The sequence below is a fragment of the Sandaracinaceae bacterium genome (genome assembly GCA_016706685.1).
GTDB lineage: Bacteria > Myxococcota_A > Polyangia > Polyangiales > Houyiibacteriaceae > JADJJE01.
The window spans coordinates 584972-602498 of record JADJJE010000001.1 but is presented as its reverse complement, the minus strand read 5'-3'; the positions used below and the strand labels follow the sequence as shown (position 1 = coordinate 602498).

General features: G+C 70.5%; 11 protein-coding genes. 10 read left to right on the top strand and 1 reads right to left on the bottom strand.

All coding sequences use genetic code 11. From position 1 onward, the window contains the following. The first annotated feature begins 12 nt into the window (after nt 1-12). The 9 genes from folP to IPI43_02505 all read left to right on the top strand — a co-directional run bounded on the left by folP (nt 13) and on the right by IPI43_02505 (nt 12648). The gene (gene folP / locus IPI43_02545) at nt 13-933 is read left to right on the top strand and encodes a dihydropteroate synthase (protein ID MBK7773007.1); all 921 of its coding nucleotides are present in this window, start codon (nt 13-15) and stop codon (nt 931-933) included. After that, nucleotides 926-1891: a TIGR00159 family protein gene (locus tag IPI43_02540; protein ID MBK7773006.1), complete on the top strand. Its 966-nt coding sequence runs from the start codon at nt 926-928 to the stop codon at nt 1889-1891. The genes folP and IPI43_02540 overlap by 8 nt, the downstream gene beginning before the upstream one ends. Then, nucleotides 1888-2844, top strand: coding sequence for a hypothetical protein (locus IPI43_02535; GenBank protein MBK7773005.1), 957 nt, complete (start codon nt 1888-1890; stop codon nt 2842-2844). Before IPI43_02540 ends, IPI43_02535 begins: the two co-directional genes overlap by 4 nt. Nucleotides 2845-2997: 153 nt before the next feature. Continuing rightward, complete coding sequence (locus tag IPI43_02530) at nt 2998-4821, top strand: AMP-binding protein (GenBank protein MBK7773004.1); 1824 nt, start codon at nt 2998-3000, stop codon at nt 4819-4821. A gap of 53 nt (nt 4822-4874) precedes the next feature. After that, nucleotides 4875-5615 (top strand): hypothetical protein, encoded by a 741-nt coding sequence (locus tag IPI43_02525; protein MBK7773003.1) that lies wholly within the window; start codon nt 4875-4877, stop codon nt 5613-5615. Between the two features lie 98 nt (nt 5616-5713). Continuing rightward, complete coding sequence (locus tag IPI43_02520; protein ID MBK7773002.1) at nt 5714-6175, top strand: hypothetical protein; 462 nt, start codon at nt 5714-5716, stop codon at nt 6173-6175. Continuing rightward, entirely contained in the window at nt 6117-8417 is a 2301-nt protein-coding gene (locus tag IPI43_02515) for a hypothetical protein (protein ID MBK7773001.1), read from the top strand. Before IPI43_02520 ends, IPI43_02515 begins: the two co-directional genes overlap by 59 nt. Continuing rightward, entirely contained in the window at nt 8414-10498 is a 2085-nt protein-coding gene (locus IPI43_02510; protein MBK7773000.1) for a translocation/assembly module TamB domain-containing protein, read from the top strand. The genes IPI43_02515 and IPI43_02510 overlap by 4 nt, the downstream gene beginning before the upstream one ends. Further along, entirely contained in the window at nt 10495-12648 is a 2154-nt protein-coding gene (locus tag IPI43_02505; GenBank protein MBK7772999.1) for a BamA/TamA family outer membrane protein, read from the top strand. Before IPI43_02510 ends, IPI43_02505 begins: the two co-directional genes overlap by 4 nt. Here the strand turns inward: IPI43_02505 and IPI43_02500 are convergent. Then, nucleotides 12626-14209, bottom strand: coding sequence for a right-handed parallel beta-helix repeat-containing protein (locus tag IPI43_02500; protein ID MBK7772998.1), 1584 nt, complete (start codon nt 14207-14209; stop codon nt 12626-12628). The genes IPI43_02505 and IPI43_02500 overlap by 23 nt on opposite strands. A 126-nt stretch (nt 14210-14335) precedes the next feature. Between IPI43_02500 and IPI43_02495 the strand changes: the two genes are divergently transcribed. Further along, nucleotides 14336-17485 carry a cadherin-like domain-containing protein gene (locus IPI43_02495; protein ID MBK7772997.1) on the top strand — a complete coding sequence of 1050 codons (3150 nt, stop codon included), beginning with the start codon at nt 14336-14338 and terminating at the stop codon, nt 17483-17485. Nucleotides 17486-17527: the final 42 nt, after the last annotated feature.

Sequence of the window (17527 nt, the reverse complement as noted above, 5' to 3'; positions counted from 1 at the left end):
CGCAGGAGTTTCATGCAGGGGGGCCACACGCCTCGAGACAACAACGCAGAGCCCGCCACCCTTCACCAGGGGGCGGGCGTCGTCGCTTGTGCCCTCTGGGGCGTCCTCAACGTCACGCCGGACTCGTTCAGCGATGGCGGGCTGTTCTTGGACCGCACCGCGGCGCTCGCGCGGGCGGAGGCCATGCGCCGCGCCGGGGCCGACGTCATCGACGTGGGGGGGGAGTCCACACGCCCGGCCGGCAAGGCCTACGGCGCGGGCTACGTGGCGGTCAGCGAGGACGAGGAGATCCGCCGCACCGAGCCGGTGGTGGCGGAGCTCTGCGCGGCCGGCATCACGGTCAGCATCGACACCACCAAGCCCGAGGTGGCTCGCCGGGCCGCGCGGGCGGGCGCGCGCTATCTGAACGACGTGAGCGGCGGGGCGAGCCCGGCGCTGCTCGAGGTGGCCGCCGAAGAGGGGCTCACCTTGGTGCTGATGCACAATCGCGGACGAGGTGAAGTAGCCGGCGCACAGATCGCGTACGATGACGTCGTGACCGACGTGTTGCGTGAGCTCTCGCTGGCGGCCCAGCGAGCGATGGACGTTGGCGTGCCGCGCGCGCGTGTGTGGATCGATCCGGGCATCGGGTTCGCGAAGACCTCAGCGCAATCGGCGGCGCTGCTGGCGCGCACCCACGAGCTGGTCGCGTCGGGCTTCCCCGTCTTGGTGGGCCCGTCGCGCAAGTCGTTCATCGCGGAGCTCTCGCCGCGCGCCGATGGTACCAAGCCACCCCCCGACGAGCGCGTCTTCGGGACGGCTGCCGCGGTGTGCGCCGCGGTCATGGGCGGCGCAGCGGCCGTGCGCGTGCACGATGTGGCCGAGATGCGCCAAGTGGTGGATGTGTCCCTCGGCATGCGGCGCGCCGCGCAGCAGCGGGGTGCGCATGATTGACTTCGTCATTCAGCTCTACACGGCCATGACCACGGGGGTGGCCAACTTCTTCGACCGCGCGGCGGCCGACGTGCTGCGCGACTGCCTCGACATCGGCATCGTGGCCACGCTGATCTACGCCATGCTGGTGATGCTCAAGGGCACCCGGGCCATGCAGATGGCCATCGGCATGGGGCTCTTGCTGCTGGGCTACGCTGCGGCGCGGCAGTTCGGCCTGCTCACCACGTGGCAGATCCTCGACAAGCTCACCACGTACGTGGTGCTCATCATCGTGGTCATCTTCCAGGCCGACATCCGGCGCGCGCTCACGCGCGTGGGCAGCAGCTCGCTCTTCCGCGGGCAGCGCACGGCCAAAGAGACGCAGGTCATCGAGGAGGTCATCAAGGCCGCCAACCAGCTGGCCCAGAAACGCATCGGCGCGCTCATCGTGTTCGAGCGCGGCACCTCGCTGGCCGAGTTCATGGAGGAGGGCACCACGCTCGACGCCACCGTCAGCAAGGAGCTGCTCTACACCATCTTCATCCCCAGCTTCGAGAACCCCATGCACGACGGCGCGCTGGTGATCCGCGACGGACGCGTGTGGCAGGCAGGCGCCTTCTTGCCCCTGGCCGGCGCAGTGGACCGCACGCTCGGGGCGCGCCATCGCGCTGCGCTCGGCATCACGCAGGAGACCGACGCGGTGGTGGTGGTGGTCAGCGAAGAGCGCGGCGCCGTGTCGCTGTGCTTCGACGGCAACATCGTGCGCAACCTCGACGGCCGCTCGCTGCGTGACGCGCTCTTCGGTTTGTTCTACCGCCCGGCACGCAACAGCCGCCCGCCGCCGCCGCCCACGGGGCGCATCTCGCTGGTGGGGGGCGAAGGCGTGGGCACGGGCAGCCGCGGGGCCGTCGAGCCGCGCGACGCCACGCCCACGGTGCCCACCAACACCAAGCGGCGCGGCGAGGAGACGCTGCCATGACGCTGTCCGAGGGCCGCGCGCCGGCGGCGGTGAAGAAGGGCAACTGGGTCACGCGCAACCTCGGGCTGAAGCTCGGAGCGCTGACGCTCAGTGTGTTGCTGTACTCGTGGGTGCACGGCTCCGAAGACGTGCGCCGCTCGGTGGACGTGGACATCCTGGTCATCCCGCCGAGCGATGCCTCGGGTCGCATCCTGACCAGCGAGGTGCCGCCGCGCGTGCGGCTCACGCTGCACGGCAGCCGCTCGGCCATCAACTCGCTGGTGAGCGCCAGCTTGCCGCCCGTGGAGCTGGACCTGCGCACGGGCGATCTGGACGTCTACTACTTCAGCGAAGAGCAGTTCGACCTGCCTGCGGGTGTCGCGCTCTCGCAGATGGCGCCCGCCAGCATCCCGCTCAGCTGGGAGCAGCGCGTGGAGCGCCAGGTGCCCGTGGAGGTGGACGGAGTGGGCGAGCTGCGCAGCGGGCTGGTGCTCACCGGGCCTGCCGTGCCCGTGCCGAGCTCGCTGGGGGTAGTGGGGCCCGAGTCGGCCGTCGCGGGGCTGAGCGTGCTGCTCACCAGCCCGGTGGACCTCACCACGCTGCGCGAGGGCACGGTGGAGCGCCGGCTCGATGTCGTGGGGCTGCCGGAGCTCACGCGCTTCACCAGCGAGTCGCAGGTCAGCGTCACGTATCGCGTGGGTCGCAACCTCGAGACGCGCACCTTCCGGGGGCTCGCTCTGGAAGCGCTCAACGGTGCGTTCCGGCGCGCGCGGCCGGCCGAGGTCCGGGTGGAGATCCGCGGCCTGCGCGAGATCATCCGCGACATCGATCCGCTGCAGCTGGTGCCCGTGGTCGACCTCGCTGGGCTGCCCATGGGACCAGGGACGCAGTCGGTGCGGGTGCAGGTGCGTGGGGTCCCCTCCGGCGTGGAGGTGGTCAGCGTGCACCCCGCCGAGGTCCTGATCGTCCGCTGACAGCGGATGCCCATGGCCACCCTTGGTGCAGCCCCTCGGACGTGTTAGGACGATGAGGCTCAGCGAAGAGCGAAGGGTCGTGGTGGTGGCCGAGATGGAACCGACATCGCACGACGCGTACCGAGCGCAGCGGGCGCACGGAGCAGCGCGTCAATGAAGCGGCTCGACACGCTGCGCGACAACGCGCTCGCCACGGCCTTGATGTCGCGCGCGGCCTACTACTCCATGGTCAAGCTGCGCGAGGACTCGGACCTCACGCCCGTGCGGCTGGTGGAGCACTGGGCCGAGCAGCAGCCCAACGGCCTGGCCATCACGGGCCCGGACGGCAGCTACACCTATCGCGCCCTCGACGGCGGCGCCAACGCCGTGGCGCGCTCGCTGCAGGCCCTGGGCATGGAGAAGGGCCAACGCCTGGTGCTCATGATGGCGAGCCGGCCCGAGTTCTTGGTCGCCACGCTGGGCGCCGCCAAGCTGGGCGTGGCCACGGCGCTGCTGCCCAGCACGCTGGTAGGCGACGCGCTCGTGCATGCGCTGCGCGTGATTCGCCCCGACGCGGTGCTGGTGGGGTCCGAGTGCCACGCCGCCTGGACCGCGCTGGGCGAGGGTGGTGCCGGGCTGCCCAAGAAGCGGCTGGTGTGGGCCGACGTGCGCGAGCCTCTCGAGCTGGACCGCTGGGCAGAGGACCCGCAGCGGCCGCTGCCCGAGTGGGACGACTTCGCGCGGCGTGTGCGCGACGCCTCCGGCAAGCCGCTGTCCGTGAGCGATGGGCACGACATGCGGCTGCCCTTCGTGCTGTTGGCCAGCGGCGGGCCTTCGGAGCTGCCGCGCATCACCCTGGTGACCAACCAGCGCTTCCTGCAGGGCTGCTACTACTTCGGGCAGGCCGTTCTCAAGAGCAACCCCACCGACGTGACGTACAACGCCGGGCTGCCGCTGGCGCACCGCGCCGCGTTCTACCAAGCGTGGGGCGTGGCGCTCACGGGAGGGGGCGCACTGGCGCTGCGGCGCAGCTTCGACCCGGCCGCGTTCTGGGAAGACTGCGACCGCTACGACGTGACGTTGGTGGCGTATCTGGGTTCTACCTGCCGCGGCCTGCTGCGTGCCCCCGTGCACCCCAAGGAGACCACGCACCGCACGCGCGTCTGGCTGGGCAGCGGGCTCGCTGCCGAGGTCTGGAGCGTCTTCAAGGAGCGCTTCAGCGTGCCTTCGCTGCTCGAGAACTACATCGCCACGGGCGGCCATGTGGGGCTCATCAACCTCTCGGGCCACGAGGGTATGGTGGGTCGCCTCGGAGCAGGGCGCGGGCAAGTGCTGGCGCGCGTAGACCCCGTCACCGAAGAGTTCATTCGCGAGGGCGGAAAGCTGGTGCAGGCCGGCCCCGGTGAGTCCGGCGTGCTGTTGGCGAAGATCGGCCCGCTCATGGCGTTCGAGGGCTTCGAGGACCCGGCCGACAACGCCGCCAGCATCCTGGTGAACCCGTTCGGGAAGGACGAGCGCTACGTGAACACGCGCGACTTGATGACCCTGCACGAGGGGCAGTGGGTGTCGTTCGCCGCCCGCGTGGCCGACGACGTGCGGGTGTATGGCATGACGCTGGGCTCGGCCGACATCGAGGACATCTGCGCCGAGGTGGCCGGTGTGCGCGACGCCTGCGCGTACCCGGTGGTCACCGACGGCGAGCGGGCCGTGATGGTGGCGCTGGTGGTGGACCCGAGCTTCTCGTTCGACGCCTTCGCGCGGCACGTGCACACGCAGCTCCCACGAGACGCCCGGCCCCGCTTCGTGCGGCTCGAGGCCAGCCTGGCCACCACGTCCAGCCGTCGTCCCGTCAAGGGGGCGCTCTTCGTGGAGGGAGCCGACCCCAGCCGCACGTCTGCGCCCGTGTTCGAGCTGCTGAGCAGCGGGAGCTACGCGCCCGTGGGAGCGGCCGCGCGCCCGGCCGGCCGAGGCGAGCAAGCCCTGATCGCGCCCGAGTGACGCGCGCTGCGCGGCGACGGGTCCTGACCTCGCACGACGTGCTACGGCATCCGATGTCCTCTCGCGCCGCGCGCTACGTGTTGCTGACCACCGCTTGCTGCGTGGGCATCCTCTCGCCGGCGCGGGGCTCCGCCCAGGAGGCCGACCCACGCGGCGAGGCGCCCGCTTCGGCCAGCTCGCCCAACGAGCTGGCGCAGCCCGACGAGGTCGCCGCCGACGAGGACTCGGACCTCGCGACAGCGACACCCGATCCAACGCCCCAAGTGCCGACCGTGCTGCAGCGGCCCATGAGTGAGTCGCGCGTGGATGTGGTGGAACAGGCCGGCGTGGGTGGCCCGGTGGCCTACGCGTCGGCGGGCGTGCTGGAGGTCGGCGGCTCGGGCTCCATCTTCGCCGCGAGTGACTTCATCGGCCTGCGCTTTGCGCCCTTCGTCACGTGGTTCGCCTTCGACGGAGTGGGCTTCTCCTACATCCACGAGATCTACGGTGGGTCACAGGCAGGTACCGCCAGCTTCGGCATGCTCTTGCACATCGAGGTGAGCTTGCACCTGCGTGTGTCGGACCGAGTGCTGATCGCGCTGGGGATCGCGCCCGGGTTGCTCTACAACACCGAGGACTTCGGTGCGACCGCCCGTGCACGCGCGGGGGTAGACGTGCTGGTGGGCCGCTCCGGGCTGTTCCACCCCATGTTCTACTTCGTGGGGGGCAACAAGCCGCTGGTGGCGCAGGTGGACGACGTGCCCGTCACGCGCTGGGGCTACGGCATCGAGATCACCTACGGCGCGATGTTCTGAGCGCTCTGGCTACATCATTCTGATGCTCCGGCGTCGAGGAGCCCGCGTGTGAACCCTTCAACGAGGCGGCGGAACGCTTCTTGCGTAGGCGTGCGCGCGTGAGCGATTCCCCCATCGAAGCACCCGAACAGCCCGAGGCACGGCCAACGCCGAGCCGGTTGCGGCGCTGGACGCTGCGGCTGCTGAAGGGCGTCGTGGGTCTGCTCGTGCTGCTGGTGGCTTTGGTGCTGGCCGCCTATGGCGCGCTCCAGACCCATGCAGGCCGACAGGTCTTGCTCGACCGGCTCGTGCCCATGATCTCCGGGCTGATCCCCGGGGAGATCCACGTGGGCAGCATCACCGAGGCGCGCACGGGGGGCATCACGCTGCGCGACATCGTGGTGCTGGACCGCGAGGGGCTCGAAGTGCTGCGGGTCAGGCAGGCCCGCACCCTCGTGCGCTTTTCGTCGCTCCTGCGCGGGCGGGTGGGAGCTCGAGTCGCTGGTGGTGCACGGCGCCCGCGTGGTGCTTCGCACGAGCGAGCGAGGGGGGCTGACGCTGGTGGAGGCGTTCGTGGATGACGAGCCCGATCTCGTCGAGCCGGAGAGCGCGCTGGTGGTCGTGTTGGACGCGGTGCAGGTGCGCGGCAGCACCGTCATCCTGGATGTGCTCGATCAGCCGCCGGTGGAGGTGCGCGACGTGAGCCTGCGCGGCCGCGTGCAGGTGGCCGACGACGTGCGCGTGACGCTGGACAGCGCCTCGTTCCGGACCTCGCGGGGCGGGACCTCGCTGGTGAGCACCCGGTCCCTGCGCGGCGGCTATGACTCGGCGCCGGGCGCGGCGTCCCAGCTGGACACGGTGCTGCGCGGCGATGGGGACGTGATCTCACTCGACGCGACCGTCCGGAACCCGGCCTCACGGGAGGCCGATCTGCTCGAGACCTCGGTGGACGTGCGCCTGGGGCTCGCGCCGCTCACCACGCGCATGCTGGCGGCGTTCGGACAGGGTGACCTCGCCACGCAGCTGCCCGAGAGCGTGCGCGCCGACATCCACCTGACGGGCAGCCTGCGCGACGCGCGGCTCGAGAGCACCATCCACGTGGCGGAGGAGTCGCTCACCGTCACCGCCCGCTACGTGATGGATGGCGATCGCAGCGCGCGTGTGTGCACCGAGGGTCTGACGCTGCTGGCCTTGCACAGCAGCCTCCCGGACAAGCACCTGCGGGGCTGCTTCACGCTCGAGTCCGGGGTGTACGTGGAGGCGGAGACCGCCATCAGCCTGCGTGTGGAAGAGGCCGTGCTGGATCATGAGCCGCTGCCCGACGTGCTGCTGAGCGGCCGCCTGAACATGCGCGATCGCTTCTTCGACATCGACGCGCTGACGCTGCTGAACGTGGCCGAGGCGACGCCGCCGCGACTCACGCTGACCGGGCGCGTGGGCTTCGGGGGCGCGGTGGCGCTGACGCTGGACGTGAACGAGCTGAGGCCCGCGGACGAGCCGGCCCTCGCGGCGCTGTTGGGTGACGTGCGTGGCGCGCTGAGCGCCCACGTGACGGTGCAACTCGACGAGCCCGCAGCACCCGAGCTGCCGAGTGGGGTGCACATCGCGCTCGAAGCCAGCGTGCGTGGCCTGCGCGCTGGAGGCGTTCGCGCGCGTCGCGTGCGGCTCGGGGGTAGGGTGGAAGGCACCACCGCGGATCCACGCATGGATGTCCGAATCCTCGCCACGGAGCTGGCCGACACGTCGGGGAGCGGTCTGCGCTCGCCACGCACGAGCGTCCACGCGGTGGGAGGCCTGAGAGACGTGACGCTGGACGTGGAGTCGCAGCTGCTGCAGTCGCGCGCCTTGCGGCTCCACGCGCGCGCCCGGGAGCGTGGCGGTACGTGGCGTGCGGGCGTGACCGGGACCGCGGGCACGGCGGAAGATCCCTGGCAGTTACAGGTCGACGACTTGGCGTACCAGACCGAGTCGGGGGACCTCCGCATCGGCCGCGTCGCCCTCTCGCACGTGGACAGCCTCCTCACGCTCGCGGGCGCGCTGCGCGGCAGCGGAACGCTGAGCGCCGACCTGCGCTTCGAGCGCTTCGCGCTGCACGATCTCTTGGCGGCTCTCGCCATTCCCATTCCGGGCTTCGAGGCCGAGCTCGGCGGGACCGCTCACCTGGCGGGCACCACGAGCATGCCCACCATCCAGGCCAACCTGGCGCTCTCCAGCGTGAGGTACGAGGAGCTCCGCGACCTGAGCGCCGAGGTGGCCCTCGCCTACGGGACCACCAGCGCGCGAGTCGACGCCACCATCGCGCTCGCGGACGCGGGGACCGTGACCATCGCGGGGGGAGCAGAGTGGGGTCGCCCGCTCCCCGTGAGCCGCGTCCTCGAACAGGCCACGCTCGACGTGACGGTCAGGTTCGACGAGGTCGCGCTCGGGCTGGCCGACCGCGTGAGCGCAGACCCGCTGGGAGTGGCCGGGACGCTCTCGGGCCATGTCCACATCGCCGGTGTGGCCGCGGCACCGCAGCTCACGTCGAACCTTCGCGTGCTCTCGCTGGTGGTCCCTGGCCTGCCCACCCCGCCTCCCAACCTCGCGGCGCAGCTGGAAGCGCAGTGGCAGGACACGCTGGTCGCCAACCTGCTGACCACCGATGACGAGGGCGCGCTCGTCAAAGCCCGCGTGACCCTGGAAGCGCCGTCGAGCGCGCTCGTGTCGGGCTTGGTCGTGCTGTCGGAGACCCCGTTCGAGGTGACCGCGTGGCTCGCCGAGCGTCCCCTCGACCAGCTGCCCAGCGATCGGCGAGCCTCCGGCGATCGCTCGGCGGCCGCGTGAACGCCACCGCGACCGTTCGTCACGTGCCGGGGCGTCCCATCGAGGGCGAGTGGGAGGCGCACCTGCTCGCCCCGGCGAGGAGCGCCACGCCCGGCTCCGAGCCAGAGTCACCGCCTGCTGCGGACACCGAGGCGGTCCTCGGCAGTGGGACGGCCGTCACAGCGTGTGGCGGCGACGCGCTCGACGTGGCGCTCACGGGTACGCTTCGCAACGAGCACACCGCCACCGAGCTGATCGTGAACACGGGTGGCCAGCAGCCGCTCCGTATCGAGCTCAGCGCAGCGACCCCCATCGAGAGCTGGTTGAGTGGGGAGCAGGCCCCGACCGTCAGCGCTGCCCTCGCGGGGCGCATCGTGGCCCTCGACCTCGGCAGCCTCCCCATCGTGTGCGAGCACGTGCGCGGCACCGTCGACGGGACGCTGACCGGCGAGCGCCTCGGGAGTCCGACGGCCGAGCTGGGGATCCACCTCGTGGCACCGGCGTTGGTGTTCGGTCGCGATGCGGCGGTGGCGATGGCGCTGGATGCCTCGGTGACGAACGCGGGCGCGACGTCCGAGGTGGTCGTGCGTGCGAGCGACGGTGGTCGCGGCGACGTCCAGGTACAGTTCCCGTTCACCTGGGGCGTGGATGGCCTCGCGCCCGCCATCCCCGATGGTGCCATGACCATGCGAGCGCGCTTCACGGACCTGTCTCTCGAACCCATCGCGGGGATCACGCCGTTCGTCCGACGCCGCGCGGGGACCATCGACGGCCACCTCGAGATCAGCGGGACGCTCGATGAGCCGGTGCCGAGCGGCGAGATCCGTCTCCACGCGGCGACGCTCATGATGCCTGGGCTCGGACAGCGCCTGTCGGACCTCGAAGCCCACGTGTCCCTCACCCCCAGCAGCATCGTCGTTCACGAGCTGCGGGCGCGCGATGTGCGAGGACGGATATCCGTCACAGGGGAGGGGCACTTCAGCGGTCGTCAGCCCACCAGCCTCGAAGCCACCCTCGAAGCATGGGATTTCCCGGTGCGGCAGGCGGGCTTGATCATCGCCACGGTGACGTCGCACGCGGAGCTGGACCTCGAGCGGCGGAGCGATGCGCTGCGCGGCGAGCTGGTGTTCCAGCGCTTGGTCGTGACCATGCCGGACGAGCTGCGCACCGCGGTGCAAGACCTCGCGCAGAACAACGACATCGTGTACCTGGACTCGTACCCAGCGGGCTGGGAGCCACCGGAGGTCATCGAGCCGGAGGAGGCAGTGGCGACCAGCGAGGTGGACGACGAGTCCCCCTTCGTCCCCACGTACTTCCACATCGATCTCGAGCGCCCGTTCTGGGTGCAGCGCTCGGACTTCGCCATCCAGCTGACGGCGTCGCTCGACCTCGGTGTCGTCGAGGAGGGCGTCCGCCTGAGCGGTGTGGTGCGCACGCAGCGCGGCTACCTCGAGCTGCTCGGTAGCTCGTTCGACATCGAAGAGGGCACTGTGAGCTTCCCCGGAGGGACCACCATCTCGCCCGTGCTCGATCTCTCGGCGGTGTCCAACGCCGGTCTCGACAACGAGGTGCGCGTGCGCATCAAGGGCAACCTCATGGAGCTCCAGCTCACGTTCTTCGACCGGAGCGGCAACGAGATCACCGCGGGCCTCGCGGTGCAGTGCATCACCACGTCGCAGTGCAGTGAGGTCGGTGACTTCTCGTCGGGCGGGGAGGGTCAGCAAGCCACCGAACAGGCTCAGAGCGCGCTCGCGAGCCTCACGGTGGGGCTGCTCACGGCGGCCGCGCGACACGGCCTGGGAGATGCCGTCCCGCGCATCGGCGTGAGTACGGGCGGTGGCTTCGACAGCGTCAGCGCCCGCGTGGGGTTCGAGGCCAACCGCCTCATCCCCAAGTTCCTGCGGAACATCGTGTTGGGCCTCTACATCGAGGGCTTCGTGAGCAGCGCCGGGACCAACGAGAACCGGGCTGCGGTGCAAGAGACCAACTCCCAGGCCTCCGGCGGCTTCCTGATCGAGCTCCGTCATCCTCGCAGCCTGGTCACGCGTGGTCGCTTCGCCCCGCGCAGCGGTTGGTCCCTGGACGTGCTGTGGCAGCGATGAAGCGGCTCGCCTTCGTCGCGTTCTGTCTCCTGGTGGGTGGGTGCAAGACCATCCCCGAGGATCGCTATGGCATCACCCGCCTGCGCTTCGAGGGCGCCGAGCACATCGATGCGCGCGCTCTCGCGACATGCCTTGCCAGCCACGAGCGAACGCGCGTGGGCATCACGCTCGGCCTGCCCGGCAGCCCCTCGTGTGGGGAGCCGCCCTTCGACGCGCGCTACGCGGAGCTGCGCCTCTGGACGTGGCCCTGGACCGAGTGGCCGCTGTTCGATCAGTCGCTGTTCGACCAGGACCTCGACCGCGTCATCCGCTGGTACCGCGCGCGCGGCTATCCGAACGCGCGCGTGGTCGAGACGCGCATCACTCCCGCCGCGGCGCGGGACAGCGACCTAGTCGAGGAGGACACCGCCTGCGAGCGTGACGACGGCGACGAGGGCTGCCGCGTGCGCATCACCATCGTGATCGACGAGGGCGATCCCATTCGTGTCACCACGGTGCGTGTGCTCCACGGAGAGGGGCAGGTCATCGACCCCGACCTCGCCGAAGAGCTCGAGGACGCCGTCGACCTCGATCCCGAGGAGCGCTTCGACGAGTACGCGTACGAGCTGGGCAAGACCCAGCTGCTCGGCGTGCTGGCGGATCGCGGCCACTGCCATGCGGTGGTCGAGGGCAGCGTGCGCATCCTGCGGGCGGCCCTCACCGCCGAGGTGGACTACCGCGTCACGGCGGGCCCCGTCTGCCGCGTGGGGGAGGTGACCGTCGAGGGCGAAGTGGACTTGCCGGTGGGCCCCATCCGGCGCGCCAGTAAGCTCCGCACCGGCACGCTGTACGACGCGAGCGACATCCTCGACGCGCAGCAGGCGGTCTTCGCGCTGGGTGCCTTCTCCACCGTGGAGGTGGAGGCGGATGTCGTGGCCGGCGTCAACGTGGTGCCCATCGTCATCCGCGTCACGCCCGCTCAACGCAACCGCTTCATGCTGGGCGGCGGCGTTCAGACGGGCCAGGCGCTGAGCACCACCGATGGGGACGCGCAGCTCGTGAACCAGTGGGACTTGCACGTGCTCGCGGGTTGGGAGAACCGAAACCTGTTCGGCGGCATGCGACGCCTCTCCCTCGAGGACCGTGTGCGCCTGATCTCGAACGAGCAGTTTCCCCGCTTTTCGAGCTTCGCCGCGAACCAGAACCTCGGCAACGTGCTGACGCTCGAGTTCGAGCAGCCCGCCTTCATCGAGGCGCGCACGTCGCTCAAGATCACGGGCCTGTACGACGTGGGGCCCGATCCCTACGCAGCGTTCTTCCGGCACGCCATTCGTGCTGGCGTCGACCTCGAGCGCGCGTTCTGGGAGCGGCGCATCCGCATCTCCGCGGGCATCCACATCGCCTCGTACATGGTGCCGGGAAGCCCCATGTCCGCATCAGACGCTCAGCAAGATTGGCTGGTCACGTACTGGCAGCAGACGCTGGAGCTCGACCTGCGCGACCAGCCCGTGCGCACTCGGCAGGGGCTGTATCTGAGCCTGCGCCTGCAAGAGGCGGGCTTCGGCCTACCGAGCAACTGGAGCTACCTCCGCATCCTCCCCGAGATCCGCGCGTATGCCCCGCTGCCGGCGGGCATCGTGCTCGCGGGCCGCTTTCGCATAGGGGCGATCTTCGGCCGCGAGAACTTCGGAGACGCCATCAGCGCCGACAACCCGCTGCGCATGGGGCCGGACATCCATCGCTTTCGTGGCGGCGGGCCCGTGAGCAACCGTGGCTTCCTCGCGCAGCGCTTGGGCGACGGCGAAGCGGGCGGCACGCGCCTGTGGGAGGCCAACCTCGAGCTGCGCGTGCCCATCAGCCAGAACCTCTGGCTGGCCACTTTCGCCGACATGGGGGACGCGAGCCGCGAGGAGCGCTTCCGGTTCAACTACCTGCAGCTGAGCGTGGGCGGCGGCGTTCGCTACTACACCATCGTGGGCCCCATCCGCGTGGACGTCGGCTTCCGAGTGCCGGGCGCGCAAGTTCTCGGCGGGGGCGACCAGCGTGAGCTCGGGTACTGCACCGAGCCCGACACGCTGGTGGTGGTGGACTGCGCGGGGTCTTCCCATCGCGGACGGCTCTTCGGCGGCCCGGGCGGGGCGATTCACATCACGCTGGGCGACGCCTTCTGAGGCGCCACGCGAGCACGCCCACGAGACCCAGGCCCAACGCGAGCCAGGGCGATGATGAGCGCTTCTGAACGCTGCAGCCGCAGCCACCCCCGTCGCCGGGCTCCGTTCCGCCGTCCGCGCCGGTGCTGCCGTCCGGCATGGGGATGACCCCGCCGTCACCGATGGGCGTGACGCCACCGTCGGGGGCCACCACGGGCTCGCAGTCGCCGTCGCAGACCTCGAACGCGCCGAGGTCGAGCGGGCCGTCTGCGTTGCGCGGAGCGGTGGCCAGGTGCGCCACGTACTCGAGCAGCAGCGCCGGGACGCCACCCGCCAGCGCCGCGCCGCCGTTGCGCACGGTGGCGTTGGGCACCAGGTGGAAGTCGAACGCGGCCCCGTCCACGAAGCCGGGCGTGGTGCCGGTGGTGACGCTGGTGGTGGTCACCACGGCGTCGAGCGCGGCTTCCACGCTCACGTCCCAGGTGGGCGGCAGGTAGCTGTTCACGATGGCCACGGTGGCGCCCGTGCTGGTGCTGCTGTCCAGCAGGTAGATCTGCGTGGAGCTGGGCGTCACGAAGATGCTGTTGCGGATGTCGAGGTCGGGCGCGGGCGCGTCCGCGTGGAAGAACGTCGTGCGCACCGCGCGGGTGGAGTACACGGTGTTGTTGTAGAAGCGCAGCGTGCGGCGGTAGGTCTCGGGGAAGGTGTCGTCGTCGCCGCCGAAGTGCACCACCTGCGACTGGGTGGTGTCGTCGATCTTGATGAACACGTTGCCGTAGACGTAGGTGGGCGTGCTGGCCACGCGCATGGTGAAGTCTTCGTCGTCGGTCTGCGCGTGCACCAGGTCGAGCGCGCGGTTGCCGCCCTCGATGAAGTTGTAGCGAATGACCGTGCCGGCCGAGCGGTCCTTCAGGTTGTTGCCCAAGCAGCCGCTGCACAGGGGCCCGTAGCGGTTGCCCTCGAACACGATGCCGTCCGTCTCGGTGTAGCTGTTGTGCTCGAGCGCGCGCCCCACGTTGCCGTTGCCCCACAGGTAGTTGCGCTCCACGCGGAGGTCCACCGTGCCCGGCGCCGAGAACAGGCCGTTGCCGTTGCCGTGCAGCTCGCAGTCGCGGATGACCACGTGCGATGCGTCCTCCACGTAGATGCCCGACGCGTTGTGTCCGGGGAAGAGGCCGTCGTGCGCGAAGTCGATGTGCGCGTTGCGGAACTCGAGCCCCTCCACGACGACGTGCTGCGCGCCGTTGCGCAGGCTGAGCAGCGAGCGCACGTGCGTGCCCGCGCCCTGCACCGCGTTCTCACCGTCGATGACGGGCCGCGCGTTGCCAGCGCCGCGCGTGCCGCGGATGAGGATGGGCGACTGCGCGGTGCCCGACGTGGTGACCGCGAACGTCTCGCGGTACGGCTCGGCGCGATGCGGGATGGTCACGATGTCGCCCGCCGTGAGCGAGCTCCAGGGCACGCTGGCGAGCGTGGGGTAGCTGCCGCTGCCGACGACGTATTCCTCGGCATGCGCGCTGCGCGCACCCCACAGCAAGCCGACGATCAAGGTCCCGACCAAGGCACGGAAGACGTTTCCCATGCGCACACGGTAGCCGACCTCGAATCGCACACGTCATGGGTTTCGCTGACGCCGCACTCTTCCGCTTGTCCGGTTGTGGCGGGCGGTGAGACGCTGCTACGCAGCATCCCCCCCCAGGACACCCCGATGTCGAACCTCCCCACGCGCGCGGCATGTGCCCTGCGCCTGATCGCCGTTCTCGCCACGTTGCCGATGTTGGCCCCCACGCGCGCCGCGGCCGACCCCACGCTGGACGCGCCCGTCATGGTCACGCTCACCGCGTGGGTGTATGCCACCGAGCCGGTGCAGGTGGAGCTCTTGGCGGACGGCATGCCCATCGCGACCATCATGGTGGTTCCAGGCTCCTTCGTCTTCGAGTCCTCGACGACGGGCGCGGCGCTCGAGAGCATCACCAGCGCGCCGCTCTGCACCAACCTCTCCGCCCGCCTGGTCGGAGGGAGCGCGTCCGTGGGCGTGATCGCAGCCGAGGTGACGTGGGCGGTGTCCGGGGTCGAGTCGCACTGTTTGCATGACGACTCCGGAGGAGACTGCGACGACCCGTGGCGCGCGCTCACGGACAACGGACCGCCAGCGAGCTCCGCCGCAGGAACCACCTGGTACTCGGCCCCGGGGGATCGCGACGGGGACACCGTGGACGACTGCCTGGACCCCGACATCGACGCGGACGGCCTCGCCAATGCCCAGGACCTCTGCCCGGGCGACGCTGATCCGCTGAACACGGACACGGATGGCAACGGAGTGGGCAACGTGTGCGAGCTCCCCACGCGGCCGTTGGCGGTACCGTGGCTCGGGGACCCGACGCGCCCGCACACGGCGGTCGCGGGCGTGCCCATCCTGCTGCAGGGCGTGGCGCTCGGACGCGGCGACACGCCGGCGGTGATCACCTCGGCGGAGTGGGATCCGGGCGACGGGTCTCCCGCCGTTCCACTCGACACGTCCGACCCGCGTGAGCTGGCCACGCTCCACACCTACACGGGCACGCCCGGACAGACCTTCGAGGCGGTGCTGACGGTGACGGATCGCTTCGGGGTCCCCTTCCAAGCGGTGTTCCTCGTCATGCTGCGCGAACCCACGCTCGACGCCGAGATGGAGATGACCATCGACCGTGCGCTGTGGTCGTTCCACGCGAGTCTGGGCCGCTACACGGCCGAAGGCGTGCCCGCTGGGGTGGTCATGCCCCGCAATCACTACCCCAACATGCAGGAGGTGCTCCCGCTGACCGTCCAGGCGCTCGCGGTGAACAACCACCTGCCCGACGGAGATGGCTCCGTGGACCCCTACGTGCACGACGTGAGTCGATTGCTGCGCTGGCTCGAGGTCTCGCTGCAGGTGGTCCCTGCTCCGAACAAGAACGCGGGCGCACCGGACGGCAACGGCAACGGCAACGCGATCCGCGCGCTCAACTCGTATCGCCCATGCATCAACAGCCTCGGCGGCATCGCGCTCATCGCCAGCGCCGCCCCGGAGCGTGTCGCGCTGCTGGGCCCCGTGGGCGCACGCGGGCTGACCTATCGCCAGCTGGTGGAGGACATGGTGGACTACTACGCGCTCACGCAGATCGACAACGCGACGAACTTTCCTCCCCGCGGGAGTTGGGGCGACAGTGGCTTCGCGAACGCGGGAACCCTCGACACCGAGTCGGGTGGGTGCGCGGCGAGCGTGATGCACCTGGCGCGCAGGGCGTGGGGCATCGCGCCAGCGGCCCACACCTTCGTTCGAAGCGAGAACTCGCAGTCCTTGAGCTCTTACGCGACCCGGCCGCCTTCGTCTTATGGCCCGCGCACCTGGTACGACGGCGCCCATTCCGGCACGTTCCCCGAGACGACCTTTGCCGAAGGGGTCGCGTCCACGGCAGCGGGTGGGCTGATGCACCTCCACAACCGAGTCGGCTACGACCCCTTGGTGACGGGCGGGGGACCCGCTCGGGATCTCCTGGGCGTCTACCTGTGGACCGCCGAGTACCACCGCCTGAACGACAACTACGGCAGCGGGACTCCGGACTCCAATGGGATCTTCGCCGAGGGCCTGCGGAGCATCGCGATGGCGTACCGGTTGGCCGCAGACGCCTCCGGAAACCCGACCCCCATTCGCTTCGTGGACGACCGCGCCGCGGACGAGGTGCCGCCGTGGGACTGGTTCCGCAACGACGTGCCCAGCGGATCCCCTGCGAGCGCCGGCCCCAAGGGCATGGCCCGCGCCTTGCTGGACCACTTCCCCAGCTGGCTCGCGGGAGCCTACATGGACAGCGGGATCCTCCGCCTCAGAGGACCCGCGGCCGTCCCCATTGGGGTCACGATCCTCTCGCAGGCTGTGGTGGAGCGCGGCCCACGCGCGGAGTGCCAGGCGACCGCATCGGTGCGCACGCAGGCGGGCGTGGAGGTGACGCTCGACGCGAGCACGTCGTTCCACCTCGACGCGGCGCGAGACGTGGTGTCGTACGCGTGGGAGCTGGGCGACGGCGCGACGGCGACGGGGGACGTGGTCACGCATGTCTACGCCACGCCGCAGACGCTGCCGCTGCGCTACGTGCCCACCATCACGGTCACGGACGACCAGGGAATCCCGCACAGCAGCTCGTGCGTGGTGCGCTACACCAACACGGCGCCCACGAGCGCGGGCCGCGCCTACACCACGGAGGAGGACGAGGCACTCGACGGCAACGTGCTGATGGACGACCCGGCCGCGCAGGACGTGGATGGACACGCGCTGACCGCCGAGGTGGTCACGCCCCCCATGAACGGGATGCTCGTGCTCGCGGCGGGTGGCGCCTTCACGTACACGCCGGCGCCGGACTTCTTCGGGATGGACACGTTCATCTACCGCGTGCGCGACGAGCTGAACGGCAGCGTCACGGCCACCGTGACCATCACGGTCACGTCTGTGGACGAGCCGCCCAACCCCGACGCGGGCGTGGGCATGATGGACGCGGGCATGATGGACGCGGGCATGATGGACGCGGGCATGGGCACGGATGCGGGCATGGTCACGACGGACGCAGGGATGGTCACGACCGACACAGGCGTGGGCACGATGGACGCGGGCATGGTCATGATGGACGCGGGCATGGGCACGATGGACGCGGGCATGGGCACGATGGACGCGGGCGGCACCACGCCCGATGGAGGCACCCGCGATAGCGGTGTCCAGCCTCCCCCAGCGGGCGGAGGCGGGGGCTGCAGCGCCTCGAGCCGAGCGGACGGCGCGGCGTGGTGGCCGGGGCTCCTCTTGCTGGCCCTCGCGCATGTCCGGAGGTCGTCACGCACACGCGGCGCTTGAGAACGTCAGGCGCCCAGGACCCACTGCTTCCCTCCGGCTCCG

What these genes read in the sequence shown, in the direction of transcription:
- folP (MBK7773007.1), top strand. Translation starts at nt 13, where the DNA reads ATGCAGGGGGGCCACACGCCTCGAGACAACAACGCAGAGCCCGCCACC.
- IPI43_02540 (MBK7773006.1), top strand. Translation starts at nt 926, where the DNA reads ATGATTGACTTCGTCATTCAGCTCTACACGGCCATGACCACGGGGGTG.
- IPI43_02535 (MBK7773005.1), top strand. Translation starts at nt 1,888, where the DNA reads ATGACGCTGTCCGAGGGCCGCGCGCCGGCGGCGGTGAAGAAGGGCAAC.
- IPI43_02530 (MBK7773004.1), top strand. Translation starts at nt 2,998, where the DNA reads ATGAAGCGGCTCGACACGCTGCGCGACAACGCGCTCGCCACGGCCTTG.
- IPI43_02525 (MBK7773003.1), top strand. Translation starts at nt 4,875, where the DNA reads ATGTCCTCTCGCGCCGCGCGCTACGTGTTGCTGACCACCGCTTGCTGC.
- IPI43_02505 (MBK7772999.1), top strand. Translation starts at nt 10,495, where the DNA reads ATGAAGCGGCTCGCCTTCGTCGCGTTCTGTCTCCTGGTGGGTGGGTGC.
- IPI43_02500 (MBK7772998.1), bottom strand. Translation starts at nt 14,209, where the DNA reads ATGGGAAACGTCTTCCGTGCCTTGGTCGGGACCTTGATCGTCGGCTTG.
- IPI43_02495 (MBK7772997.1), top strand. Translation starts at nt 14,336, where the DNA reads ATGTCGAACCTCCCCACGCGCGCGGCATGTGCCCTGCGCCTGATCGCC.